Raw genomic sequence first — 12,487 nt, 5'->3', positions numbered from 1 at the left:
ACCATAACTACTTTAAAAACAAAAAATTAAAACACTACACACTGAAACGGTTTGATACAAATTCACGGATAAATGGCGACTGTTTTATCTTTACTATTAACGGTTAAATAATAGTTATTGTTTGATTCACTGTAACGATTAAAACTAAATAAAAAACATTGTTGGCAATCAAAGATAGGCTGAGAGTAATTTAAGGCGAGATTGCTCCCTCCATTACGATAATATTTACTATCAAGCGCTAATCCCACAGCAATTAACGCTTGCTGACGGTTATTAAACTCAGGGGCTTTAGCTAAGTCTGTTTGATAAGCACCTGCAAAATACTCAATACGATGCATTTTATTTTCACTCGCTATCAAGATATCCCGCCACCCATTGTGGGAGTCGTCAGCGAGTAAGATAGGCCGATAAATATTTTTCCAACTTGCCAATTTTTTCTGTGTATGGCTAAAAAGATACCCTTCACAACCATTTTTAGTGCAAAACTCATCTATTTGCATAATGATAAACACTTCATCACTGCCATCATTATTTAAATCTGCATAACCATAACGGTATGGTGGTAATCCATTTTCAGCCTCGGGCAAAACATCATCGGGCTTTAAAATATATTTACGAACAATTTCAGCTACAAAATCCACACGGTCTTTATCGCTGTCTAAATAGACTGAGTCTTTTGTTTGCTTTAATAAATGATCATTATGGATTCGATCTACCACCATAACGACACCACCCAATATAACTGCAAACAATAAATACCACGCCCCATATCTCACCATTTAAATGCCTTTATGTCGTTCCTCCTTATTAAGTGTACTTACAGTGGGGCTTTTTTGCTGACTCTTAAATAATAAAAAGCCGTTAGTAGCAAAACCCACTAACGGCTGTTGTATTACCCATTGATGTTTTTTTTATGCATACCTTTTGGCTCATGAAGAACGCGTCGATGCCAGATTGAGTAATGCCTTAGCCCTGCAGGGCCATGCGCAATAAATACTGACAGTAATAACACGCCAATATAAATATGCGGTTGTAGCTGTGGAATGACAATAATCGAAGCCAATAAGCCTAGCTTTATAAACGTTAATACGCCTTTAAGTTGGATTAACCATAGCTTTGACCGATAGATTTCTTGCGCCATCATCAGCAAACCGCTAACCATCGCTAATAACCACCAATTGAGCCATAGTCCTTTCTCAAGGTGAAAAATAAAGCCCCCACTAGAGATAGCGACACCTAATATATGCAGTGCTCGAATAGCGGTTTTGGTTAATCGTTGAATCCAAAAGCGAGTTTCAGAAAGTTGATGCTGAGATTGCTTGCGTGGCGAATGGTTAGTCATAATGACATCACTAGTAAGTAAAAAAACGCGTCAAGAATAGCGTATTTTTTACGATGACCAAACCTTATCGTGCAAAGGATCTCAACTCGGTTATCATTCCATCATCAACTAGGTAACAATCCATACCTGCTGCATGTGCTGCTTGGTAACCTAACTCAGTATCTTCAAACACAACACAAGCTGAAGGTGGCAAATCTAAGAGCTGCGCTGCTTGTAAGAAGGTATCAGGAAAGGGTTTATGTCGCTCAACATCGTTAGCCGTTACAACAATATCCACCAGCGGTAAAATGCCTAACGTCGTCAGTATTTCTAGAGCATGGTGTCGATAACACCCTGTACCAATTGCAATGCGTTTATTTAGCGCTTTTTGTTGCTGTAATACAGTAAAAGTCGCAGGAATAATATCGCCTTTATGTTTTATATCATCAAAATAACGCAACTTGCTGGCCACTAATAACTGTGGTTCTGCATCTATATGGTATTTCTTTAATAATTCGGTGGCAGTATTAATCGTCGGTGAGCCACCCATTGAATAAAACCAATCACGTTCAAACGGTAGTTCAAAATCAGTACAAGTTTGTTGCCACGCTTTAATATGGGCTGGCATTGAATCAACTAATGTGCCATCCATATCAAAAATAATCCCTTGGTATGACGATAAATCCATTGCGTACTCCTTACTTTTATTCCCCGTTACTCTTATTCAGCTTTACTTTAACGCACTTTTTATTACCCACGGCTATTTTTACTCACTAAAATGGCGCGCCATTACGGCATACCGATGCTAATGCTAATGCACTTGATTTATAGCCATTATTACTAAAAATGTTGTTATTAATACTTACACTTTTGCTATTAAGCCATTGCCTATCCGTTGAGCCATTACCATAAGGTATTCGATACACTGCAAACTGGTGATCATTCGTACTATAAATTAAATTCGCAGCAACGCGGGCTGAATGACGAGAACGATTGGAATAATAACTAAAAGTCCCTTGGCAATCTTTAACAATATAAGAACCGTTAACGCTGCGAACCGCAATATAAGGTTGGCGAGTACCTTCATAGTAACGCTGTTGCCACTGGCCAACAGTATCAGTCAGCATGATTCTCTCAACGTTATTTTCAGTCTCTTCTTCTATTGTTGTTGATAGTGGCGGGATCGCATTATCGTCGGGGACGGGAGCAGTAACAGGTATTGAAGGTAATAATTGAGGTTGTAAAGACTGGGTTTGATAATGCCAAATAAACCATCCAATCATGGCGACAATAATAATTAAGCTTGCACAAATAACAATATACCGGCTTTTAACCCCTTGATTAGCAACACGAGAGTTAGTTGTGTCTGCATCAATTTGACCTTGTAGCACCAGCAATTGTTCATTGAGACGACAATTGGTTGTCTGCAATAACGCTAGCGCTTCTCGAGCACAATTCTCTCCGGCATTATACGCATGCGTCAGCTGCTGTTGGTTTTGTTTAATCAAAGCTTGTAATTGGGCTTTTTCTTTAATCAGTGCTCGTATTTTTTCCTTGAGCGCTGTCATGTGCTGCTGTGCCCCTGCGTTATTATCACTTTCAAACGCTATTTCAGCACACTTTTTATTGCCATTCCCTTGATTTACTTGTTGATAAGCCAAATTCAACATTTTCATTAATGCTTGCGAACCACCTTTATCGGGATGCAATGAGACTGATAATTGTCGATACTTTTTCTTTATATCTGCTTTTGAACAGTTATCATCAGTACCAAGTAATTCATGAAATGTGGTCATTAATCAAATCATCAAAGGGAATATTCGATAATTATAAACAACTCCACTATAACCTGTAAATGCTCTACTGTTAGTCTGTTTCTTTATAATTATTAGAACGAAATTTTCCCGGCGAACAGCCTATATGTTTTTTAAATACACGAGAAAAATAAGAGACATCTTTAAATCCAGCGGAGGTAGCAACAGAAGCTATTTTTTCATGATCGGCACTTAACAAACCACATGCTAAATCTAACCGCTTTTGAATAATATACTGCTTGAGTGTTACACCCATTGTGGAGTGAAATAAACGAGAAAAATATGTTGCAGAAAAATCGCAAGCTTTAGCTAGTTCTTCTTCACGTAATGGTGCACTAATATCATTATCAATAATAGAAAGTGCCGGTAATATTGAACGTTCTCGTTGTGATACATTACTATCGATCACAATATCTTCTTTATGTGTATGTAAGCGACTTAAACAGCTATCCACTTTTTGCCGATTTGCACTTGCGACTAAAATATCTTCAGCACCAGCACGCAGTGCAACAATAGCTAACTCAGAATCCAAATCATGATAAACAATAACGACTTTTACAATCGGATAACGCTGTTTAATAATTCTCAATAACTTAAAGCCATTCGATTGTGAATTTTCGATTTCAATAAAAATCAATTCATATCCAGTCATCGTTAATAATAATTCATAGGGCGATACGTCTAACACATTATGATATTTCATAAGGTTATTTTTAACACAAGTATATTTCTCTTTATAACAGCAATTAACCCAGATCACATTACCTCCAGACGAACACGACGCATTTAGTTATCCAATATCGCGTCTTAAATATAAACAACTCATTTATACCTTTAAATAAGAAGATAATTACATGTATTAATAAAATAATTGAGAATTACTTTTGCTGTTGTTCTAAATATTAGATTTTATCGTTTTTTTATCTCAACATAGCGCTCATAAATACAACAGGTAAAAGACTTACAACAAATATTCACCTTGATATTGATAGATCACACCTGCTAATTTTGTGATTTATTTCAAAAAACAATAACAAACGTATACATGGTTTTTATCAACCCAGTCAATAATATATACAGTTTTTATAAATTAATTAGATCGTCGATGAAGCCTTTTTTAACCACAACACGTACACTCACATTATGCTCTTTTTTAGCTTTTGGGTTTGTCTCTCAAATGAACTTTAGCTATGCAGCAGATCATGACCAACCTGCTGTTGTGGCTGCCTACTACCCTGATTGGAAAGTCTATACGCCTAATAATCCTTATCCTGCGAGTAAAATCCCTGCAGAGAAATTAACTCATCTTATTTATGCCTTTCTTGCCGTTTGTGGCCCTGTTGATTCATCACCGAATAACATCAAAAAAATAATTGCCACTCAATGTGCGAATAAACCCACAGGCACAGCCATTATTTTAGATGAATATGCAGCTTTGCATATTAAACTAGCAGGAGAGACCGCAACTAACGTTAGTTACAAGGGTAATTTTGGTCAATTAAAAGCATTATCGGATAAATACCCCCATTTAAGTATTCTACCAAGCTTTGGTGGATGGACACTTTCAGAACCTTTTCATACCGTTGCTCTTGATCCAACCTATCGCCAGACATTTATAAATACTGCAGCTGAGTTAATCTTAAAATACGATTTCTTTGACGGCATTCAAATTGATTGGGAATATCCAGGCGGGCATGGATTATCAGGTAAAGGTCAAACAAATGCCAAACTAGAGCGGGAAGCCTACAGTCTGTTAATTAAAGAATTAAGGCTTAAATTAGACACACTAGAACAACAAAATAACCGCGATTACCAACTTTCAGCTGCTATCAATGCTGGCTCTAAAACATTACCAGGTATTAATTGGTCTTATATTAACCAATATTTAGACCAAATCTATTTAATGAGCTTTGATTTCTTAGGCAATTGGAATCATGTCGTTGGCCATCACAGTAATTTATATAGTACGCCAAACACTCCTAATAATATTTCTGTCGAAAACCAAGTTAACATACTTATCGATAAGAACATTTCTAAAAATAAAATCATTATCGGCAGCCCTTTTTATGGTCGAGGATGGCAAGGAGTCAACACAATCTCAGCCGATAGACTTGAAAAGTTAAGTAGTAATGGCGGCTTAAAAAAAGGTTCTGACATTCAAGATCCTGGCTATTTTAACTACAGTGATATCAGTAAATACTTCCTTAATAACCCTAAATTAGGTTATCGCTACTACTACGACGAAGCTGCACAAGCGGCTGTGCTTTATAATCAAAAAAATAAAGAATATATTAGCTTTGAAGATAAACGTTCCCTTAAAGCAAAAGCTGATTATGTAAAAAAGCATGGTCTTGGTGGCGTGTTTGGGTGGGAAATCACCTCTGACGTGAATGATGAATTAATTTCAGTGCTTGATAGCACCTTAAACCCTTAATCAATAATGTAAAAATAATTACCATTAGGAATAATTTGATAATAATAGCCATAACCTAAGCTGGTTTATTTTTATACGGAATATTCCTTTTATTATCAACTGACGCTTATTTTATTTAGTCAGTGACTTTTTTTTTATTTTTTTGCTGACAATCACATTTTTATCCCCTAACATTGCGGGCGAAATGAGTTCCGATGAAGGTAGCAGGAGAGCGGCCATTGACGAATACTATAACGGTATACACGTCGGCCCGCCGAAGAAGTAAGCGAAGTCTGATATGATCCCATCATGTTGTAATTCGTAAATCTTTCAGGCACCAGGTTGCAGTAATGCAATAGGTATGGACTGTTATTGGAGGAGCCTCTGGAGAGACTCGTTAAATCGAGCGCCGAAGGAGCAAACCGTAGCATATTGCGGTGAAACTCTCAGGCAAAAGGACAGAGGAGATAAGAGCAGCAACAAGAAGCCATTCTGTAACTAACACTTACCTGTTGTTCTATATCTCTTCCTTTGTACGTTGAAGGAGGAATAATGAATCCACTACATGACACAATTTTTAATTTTCTACGCACTTTAGACAGCTTTGTTTGGGGACCACCGCTATTAATTCTATTAGTCGGTACTGGTTTATATCTAACAATTCGACTTGGTTTTATTCAGATCCGTTATCTACCACTGGCATTGCAATATGTTTTTGGTGGTAAAAAGGATCCTGATAGCACCGGCGAAGGTGATGTATCAAGCTTTGCTGCATTGTGTACTGCGTTATCTGCAACAATTGGTACAGGTAATATTGTTGGTGTTGCAACAGCAATTAAACTTGGCGGCCCTGGCGCGCTTTTTTGGATGTGGCTGGCGGCTTTATTTGGTATGGCGACTAAATATGCTGAATGTTTATTAGCGGTAAAATACAGAGAAGTTGATGCTAATGGTCAAATTCTTGGTGGTCCTATGTACTACCTTGAAAAAGGCGTTGGTAGTAAGTGGCTTGCTAAATTATTTGCTCTTTTCGCTGTTGGTGTAGCCTGTTTTGGTATTGGTACTTTTCCACAAGCAAATGCCATTGTTGAAGCTGCACATATTTCATTTAGTGCACCAAAAGAAATTACCGTTGTTATTCTTACTCTCTTAGTTGCGACAGTAACATTAGGTGGAATTCAATCAATTTCTAAAGTAGCAAGTACTGTAGTACCGCTAATGGCTGGCTTTTATATTATGGCTTGCCTGATTGTTTTAGGTACCAACTTTCACGCGTTACCTGCTGCCATTGAAACCGTGATTCAATCAGCCTTTACTGGTCATGCTGCCACGGGTGGTTTTGTTGGTGCTGGCATGATGTTAGCAATTCAGTCTGGCATTGCTCGTGGTGTATTCTCTAATGAATCAGGCTTAGGTAGTGCGCCTATTGCAGCAGCGGCAGCACAAACTAATTCATGTGTTCGCCAAGGCTTAGTATCAATGACAGGGACATTCTTTGATACTATCATCATCTGTACAATGACAGGTTTAACACTTGTGGTAACAGGTGCATGGACTGGTGATTTTGCTGGTGCAACCATGACAACCCATGCCTTTGCTGCTGGTTTACATTCTGAGTATTACGGCCCATTAATGGTTTCTATTGGCTTAATGTTTTTTGCCTTTACTACTATTTTGGGTTGGAACTACTATGGTGAGCGTTGTATTACTTACTTATTTGGCGTAAAAGCAATCATGCCTTATAAGATTGTCTTTTTAGTTCTTATCGCCAGTGGCGCATTCATGCAACTAGACATGATTTGGGTAATTGCTGACATTGTTAATGGTTTAATGGCAATTCCAAACCTTATTGGTCTGGTGATGCTACGCCATGTTGTTATTGCTGAAACCCAGCAATACTTTGCAAGTTTGAAATTACAACACCAAGATAAGAATCCTATTTCGACTCAGTAAGTTACAACCAATAAAAAAGCCTCAGTCTTCACTTTTAACATTGAAGTGATACTGAGGCTTTTTTATATAATATCATTGGCGAAATAAGCTCCCTATCACCACCATAGTAATGATAACAGCTGCTCTTCCTGCTCTTCCTGCTCTTCCTGCTCTTCCTGCTCTTCCTGCTCTTCCTGCTCTTCCTGCTCTTCCTGCTCTTCCTGCTCTTCCTGCTCTTCCTGCTCTTCCTGCTCTTCCTGCTCTTCCTGCTCTTCCTGCTCTTCCTGCTCTTCAGGATATTATTCATAAACAGAAACGGATGCCAACAACGCTGATCGTTGGCATCCGTTTTATTTAGCAATATAGCTTTAATCAATAATTATGATTATGCAGCTGTTACCTCTGCGGGTGTATCTTCACCACGCATAACACGCGTTAGTTTTGGTGCAATAAGCATAGTGAAAATAGCAATACCAGCAGTAGAGTAACCAATAATGCCAAACACATGGCTATATAACATTAACGTCTGGTGAGGTTCGATAACATTAGCAGGTGCCGCTGTTAGCGTTGCAACCCAGCCAGCGACAACCGCAGCAGTTGCTGATGTTAGGAACCACATACCCATTGCAAAGCCCATCATACGTTGTGGCACAAGTTGAGCTACCATTGCTAAACCAAGACCTGATACAAATAACTCACCGATTGATTGGAAGCCATAAGAAAGAATGAGCCAATTTGAATCAACAATACCATCACTATTAGCAAAATGCGCACCAAGTACTAGCACTAAGAATGACAAGCTACATAACACCATACCCAATGCAAACTTAAATGGCATTGAAAAACGGTCGCCATATTTATTATAAACCATCGCTAACACAGGGCTTGCAATCATAATCCATAATGGGTTTAGTGCTTGAAACTGTTCAGGTGCAACACTAATTCCAAATAAATCATGTGAAATATTATGGATCGCAAAGAAATTAAGCGAGGTTGGCATTTGGAAATAAAGCACAAAAAACACAATACCTTGCAGCATCAAGACAAAGGCAACAAACATTTTTGCTCGCTCAATACCTGACGTTGAAAATAGTTCTTTAAAATACAGTCCAACAATTGTACAACCAACGACAACTAAAATAGCATGCGCATAAAATAGGTGTTGTAATAAAATGGCACTAACAAAGCTAAATATAATTGCACCAACCAAAACCCCTAAAAAATATACTTTATTTAATGGTTCCATATCTGGTTTAGAGCCAATGCCCTTAACAATACGACCACTAATATAGAAATTGATCAGTGTAATAACAAGGCCAGCCGCACTGACACCAAAGGCAATATCGTAGCCAAACTTTTCTGCAATCCATGGTGACAATAGCATTGAGAAAAATGAGCCCAAGTTAATTGCCATGTAGTACATCGTAAATGCGCCATCTAAACGTGGATCATTTTCGCCATACACTTTTGCTAATAAACTTGATGGGTTAGCTTTAAACAAACCATTACCCATGGTAATAAAGCCCATTGCAATATAGATAAGATCGGAGCCACCATAACCACTGGTTGCTGATAAACCTAATAAAGCATAACCAACAACAAGCACCAATGCGCCTAATTTGATGGTTCTTTTGGTTCCTAGTACTTTATCCCCTACCCAGCCACCAATAGCTACAGAGCCATAAACTAATGCAGAGAATGCACCAAATAATGTAAAAGAAGCTGTTTCTGACATACCTAAAATTTTAACCATATAAACAGTTAAAATTGCTTGCATGCCATAGAAACCAAACCGTTCCCAAAACTCAATTGAAAATATTAAATAGAACGGTTTTGGCTGTTTGAATACGTTCTCGTCAGTCATGTAGTGTTTCCTTGAAAGGTTTCGATAAAACTAATCCAAACACGTATATTGCTTAATGTTATTTCGCCCCAATGTGAAATAACAAGAATAATAATGCTATACCGTCTTATTAGTAATGAATATAAAATTAAAAGCAGCTAAAAATTATAGTTATGCATTTACTACATTAAGACTGAAATAAAACAATAAATAAAGACACCGAAAATGGAATGTTAAATACCAGTAAATACGAAAAAATTTTATTTATTTATTTACAGATAGTTATCATATTAAAACACCATTCAAATGTTAATTTTTATATCATTGGTATTTATTAAACAGCGATATAGCAACAACATCCAATTGATAATAACAATCAATATCAATTACACTCTGTAAAGTAATAGCCATTCTGGTTTGTTTTATCTCCATATACTATCATTTAAATAATATAGAATTACGAATACAACAAAGGACAATAGAACGCTTATTTCTACTTATGTAAGTCGTTCTAAAATAATTATTCAATATACGAATAAGGAAAGGATCATGATAAAGAAATCATCTCGACGGCGTTTTATACAGTTAACAGCTGGCGGAATTATTGGTTTAACGCTGGGTAATAAATTTCTTATACGCCCAGTTACTGCAGCTGAATTGTCTCGGCTTGAGCAAGACAGCCCGCAAGCTAGTGCTTTAAAATATGTTAATAAATCAACTACCACAGGCCAAAATTGTAAAAACTGCCTATTAATTCGTAATGATGGTAGTAATAGTGAATGGCAGCCTTGTGCTATCTTCCCGGGGAAAAGCGTTAATATCAATGGCTGGTGTTCAGCCTATGCCCCTCAACCAGCGTAAATTATTCTAATACAAAAATGCCCGCAGACATGCAGGCATTTTACGATGGCATCGTATTTATCTATTTATTGTTCAGACTAACCAAAACAACGCTCACCCCAACGCGCTAAGCCTGCCGTTACAGAACCAAAATAACTACCACTCACAATAGGAATATTGGGTAATTGTTGTTCAATGCACTGGCGTAAGATAGGTGAACGTGCAGTACCACCGGTCATAAATATAGCATCGGGCTTAACTTGACTTTGTGCCATCGCCTCAATAACAAGATCACGCATCTTTTCTTTTGGCGTTTCTATTGCTTCAGCCAACTGCTGTGCTGATATATCTACTTCAAACAAATCTTGCATTAACGCCATATTTACGGTGTGGTGGTTGTGACTTGATAATGCAATTTTAGCTTCTTCTGCATGGCGAACAATTTGATAGCCAAGTGTCTCATGATAAACATGAATAAGTCGCGACAATAATTGTGGATCAGCAGCATCATGGCGAAGTTTTTCTAACGCACGTAAATTCGCATCACCATAAAATTCAGTTTGAGCAGCAACGTTATTAATCGCAATCGGATTCCAAAACTGATTAAACGGCATATCAATACCACGAAGTGTTTTGCTACCTAGACCAAACTGTGGCATTAATTGCTTAAATGCCAAATGAATATCAAGATCATTACCGCCAACACGTTGGCCACTATGCGCTAATAGACTTGCGCTACGATCGCTAAGATGACGAAAACTAGGGCCCATATTAATTAATGAGCAGTCCGTCGTACCACCGCCAATATCGACCACTAATACGGTTTTATCTGCTGTTAAGGTTGACTCATATTCAAGCCCTGCCGCAACAGGTTCAAACTGAAAACATACGTCTTTAAATCCAGCCCGTTTCGCAGCTTGTGTTAAAATACCTTCCGCTTGTTGGTTAGCACTCTCGCCACCAATACCTTGAAAGTTAACTGGGCGTCCAATAACAGTACTGACAATCTCTTGTTGTAAACTTTGTTCTGCGGTGCGCTTTATATTGACCATCATTGCGCAAACTAGATCTTCAAAGAAACTAATTTGGCCATCACGTAAACCATTCGCACCCAAAAAAGACTTCGGTGATTTGACGTAATACACTTCTTCAGGATCATCAAGGTAGAGATCAAGCGCCGCCTGACCAAATTGCAGATCACCTGCAACAACCTCTATATCTTCTTCGCGATTCATCGCCATAGCACGGCGTAAAACTTGTTCACCGGTTGAATTTGATGGCTTGATACTCATAAAACGGTATAAGTATTCAGACACAGCTTCACGCGTTGGCGCACATAAGGTCGACGGAATATATTGATTATTATTCTCTAACGGTAAAAGTTTAGGTTTACTGTCTTCCATCACTGCAACCGAACAATTTGCGGTTCCATAATCAAATCCAATGTACATCGATTAACACTCACATGCGGTAAAAAAGCCGCCAATAATAGCTTATTCTAAAAGGTAACACACGGAGATCTTAGCCTGTGTTTATATATAATAGATGAACAACAATAAACGTTTAACATTTAGGCATAAATGAATTAAGTGGCACATTTTTTTATTCATTTTTATCATTTTGTCGATGCATTTACCGTATTTTATCGACATAATAGAACTATAATTTTTTTAAAAGTACAGAAATATGAAACGTATTTATCAAGCTTTTTTTGTTCTACTCTTTACTGTCGTTGCGCTATCTGGATGTTCTGATTCAAAGACACCTCAAGAAGGTGACCAATATTCAGTGATCCCAACACCAATGCCGGCAATGAAAGGCGTGACTGAAATATTTTCTCTTTCTTGTGGTCATTGCCGTAAGATGGAAAGCATTTTGCCTGAAATCAAAAAACTAACGAAGGGCGATATCAAACAAGTTCACGTTATTTTTAATGAAAGTGCACAAAAAGCAGCCTTTATTTTCTATGCCGCGATGGTACAAACAGACAATAAACCAAGCCATACATTGGTTGAGCAACTATTTGCCTTTGTTCAAGACTCACCAAAAGATATGAGTGTAGAACAACGTAAAGCTGCTATTGATAAGATCTTCCACGATAACAAGTTAAAGAGCCCTTATGAGCTAACAGAAGCTCAACAAAAAGAAGTCTTTAAAATGTTCCAACAATCTGAAGAGATCGTGCGTAATGCAGCACTAGAATCAGTACCTGCATTTTTGGTTAACGGCAAATACTTAGTTAATACCAGCGCACATAAAAGTTTACAAGATCTAGCAAATACGATTGTTTACTTAAAAAACAAACAATAATTAACTAGTTGATT

The 12,487-nt window shown here is 37.6% G+C and carries 12 protein-coding genes and 2 riboswitches; of the genes, 4 read left to right on the top strand and 8 right to left on the bottom strand.

The genetic code is table 11. The annotated features are described in order from the left end of the window. Positions 1-62: 62 nt before the first annotated feature. The 5 genes from G6R09_RS08675 to G6R09_RS08655 form a co-directional block, all read right to left on the bottom strand. A complete protein-coding gene (locus tag G6R09_RS08675) occupies positions 63-779 on the bottom strand; it encodes a hypothetical protein (RefSeq protein WP_065166113.1) in 717 nt (238 codons plus the stop codon). A gap of 113 nt (positions 780-892) precedes the next feature. Then, entirely contained in the window at positions 893-1,342 is a 450-nt protein-coding gene (locus G6R09_RS08670; RefSeq protein WP_163921702.1) for a hypothetical protein, read from the bottom strand. Positions 1,343-1,406: 64 nt separating this feature from the next. After that, complete coding sequence (locus tag G6R09_RS08665; RefSeq protein ID WP_065166115.1) at positions 1,407-2,009, bottom strand: HAD family phosphatase; 603 nt, start codon at positions 2,007-2,009, stop codon at positions 1,407-1,409. 85 nt (positions 2,010-2,094) lie between these two features. Further along, a complete protein-coding gene (locus G6R09_RS08660) occupies positions 2,095-3,117 on the bottom strand; it encodes a J domain-containing protein (RefSeq protein ID WP_065166116.1) in 1,023 nt (340 codons plus the stop codon). Positions 3,118-3,187: 70 nt separating this feature from the next. Beyond that, positions 3,188-3,895, bottom strand: coding sequence for an AraC family transcriptional regulator (locus tag G6R09_RS08655; RefSeq protein WP_065166117.1), 708 nt, complete (start codon positions 3,893-3,895; stop codon positions 3,188-3,190). A gap of 345 nt (positions 3,896-4,240) precedes the next feature. On the opposite strand from G6R09_RS08655, the gene G6R09_RS08650 reads away from it, so the two are divergent. Both G6R09_RS08650 and G6R09_RS08645 read left to right on the top strand, forming a co-directional pair. Next, positions 4,241-5,569, top strand: coding sequence for a glycoside hydrolase family 18 protein (locus tag G6R09_RS08650; RefSeq protein WP_240345714.1), 1,329 nt, complete (start codon positions 4,241-4,243; stop codon positions 5,567-5,569). Positions 5,570-5,763: 194 nt separating this feature from the next. Beyond that, positions 5,764-5,903: riboswitch (glycine riboswitch) on the top strand. A 19-nt stretch (positions 5,904-5,922) separates the two neighbouring features. After that, positions 5,923-6,020, top strand: a riboswitch (glycine riboswitch). Between the two features lie 80 nt (positions 6,021-6,100). After that, the gene (locus G6R09_RS08645; protein ID WP_065166118.1) at positions 6,101-7,501 is read left to right on the top strand and encodes a sodium:alanine symporter family protein; all 1,401 of its coding nucleotides are present in this window, start codon (positions 6,101-6,103) and stop codon (positions 7,499-7,501) included. Between the two features lie 34 nt (positions 7,502-7,535). On the opposite strand, the gene G6R09_RS08640 is transcribed toward G6R09_RS08645, so the two are convergent. Continuing rightward, complete coding sequence (locus tag G6R09_RS08640; protein ID WP_240345713.1) at positions 7,536-7,787, bottom strand: hypothetical protein; 252 nt, start codon at positions 7,785-7,787, stop codon at positions 7,536-7,538. Positions 7,788-7,865: 78 nt separating this feature from the next. Continuing rightward, on the bottom strand, positions 7,866-9,344 hold the full coding sequence (gene dtpA / locus G6R09_RS08635; protein ID WP_163921699.1) for a dipeptide/tripeptide permease DtpA: 1,479 nt from the start codon (positions 9,342-9,344) through the stop codon (positions 7,866-7,868). A gap of 528 nt (positions 9,345-9,872) precedes the next feature. On the opposite strand from dtpA, the gene G6R09_RS08630 reads away from it, so the two are divergent. Next, the gene (locus G6R09_RS08630; RefSeq protein ID WP_065166121.1) at positions 9,873-10,184 is read left to right on the top strand and encodes a high-potential iron-sulfur protein; all 312 of its coding nucleotides are present in this window, start codon (positions 9,873-9,875) and stop codon (positions 10,182-10,184) included. 77 nt (positions 10,185-10,261) lie between these two features. On the opposite strand, the gene yegD is transcribed toward G6R09_RS08630, so the two are convergent. Then, positions 10,262-11,614 (bottom strand): molecular chaperone, encoded by a 1,353-nt coding sequence (gene yegD, locus G6R09_RS08625; RefSeq protein WP_163921697.1) that lies wholly within the window; start codon positions 11,612-11,614, stop codon positions 10,262-10,264. 235 nt (positions 11,615-11,849) lie between these two features. Here yegD and G6R09_RS08620 point away from each other — a divergent pair, with 235 nt between their 5' ends. Next, positions 11,850-12,473: a thiol:disulfide interchange protein DsbA/DsbL gene (locus G6R09_RS08620; protein WP_065166123.1), complete on the top strand. Its 624-nt coding sequence runs from the start codon at positions 11,850-11,852 to the stop codon at positions 12,471-12,473. Positions 12,474-12,487: the final 14 nt, after the last annotated feature.

It is taken from the genome of Photobacterium sp. Alg240-V54 (assembly GCF_900537155.1).
Classification (GTDB): domain Bacteria; phylum Pseudomonadota; class Gammaproteobacteria; order Enterobacterales; family Vibrionaceae; genus Photobacterium.
Note: the sequence above shows the minus strand (reverse complement) of the source record. Positions and strands in the feature narration are given on the sequence as shown.

What these genes read in the sequence shown, in the direction of transcription:
- G6R09_RS08675 (WP_065166113.1), bottom strand. Translation starts at nt 779, where the DNA reads ATGGTGAGATATGGGGCGTGGTATTTATTGTTTGCAGTTATATTGGGT.
- G6R09_RS08670 (WP_163921702.1), bottom strand. Translation starts at nt 1,342, where the DNA reads ATGACTAACCATTCGCCACGCAAGCAATCTCAGCATCAACTTTCTGAA.
- G6R09_RS08665 (WP_065166115.1), bottom strand. Translation starts at nt 2,009, where the DNA reads ATGGATTTATCGTCATACCAAGGGATTATTTTTGATATGGATGGCACA.
- G6R09_RS08660 (WP_065166116.1), bottom strand. Translation starts at nt 3,117, where the DNA reads ATGACCACATTTCATGAATTACTTGGTACTGATGATAACTGTTCAAAA.
- G6R09_RS08650 (WP_240345714.1), top strand. Translation starts at nt 4,241, where the DNA reads ATGAAGCCTTTTTTAACCACAACACGTACACTCACATTATGCTCTTTT.
- G6R09_RS08645 (WP_065166118.1), top strand. Translation starts at nt 6,101, where the DNA reads ATGAATCCACTACATGACACAATTTTTAATTTTCTACGCACTTTAGAC.
- G6R09_RS08640 (WP_240345713.1), bottom strand. Translation starts at nt 7,787, where the DNA reads ATGAATAATATCCTGAAGAGCAGGAAGAGCAGGAAGAGCAGGAAGAGC.
- dtpA (WP_163921699.1), bottom strand. Translation starts at nt 9,344, where the DNA reads ATGACTGACGAGAACGTATTCAAACAGCCAAAACCGTTCTATTTAATA.
- G6R09_RS08630 (WP_065166121.1), top strand. Translation starts at nt 9,873, where the DNA reads ATGATAAAGAAATCATCTCGACGGCGTTTTATACAGTTAACAGCTGGC.
- yegD (WP_163921697.1), bottom strand. Translation starts at nt 11,614, where the DNA reads ATGTACATTGGATTTGATTATGGAACCGCAAATTGTTCGGTTGCAGTG.
- G6R09_RS08620 (WP_065166123.1), top strand. Translation starts at nt 11,850, where the DNA reads ATGAAACGTATTTATCAAGCTTTTTTTGTTCTACTCTTTACTGTCGTT.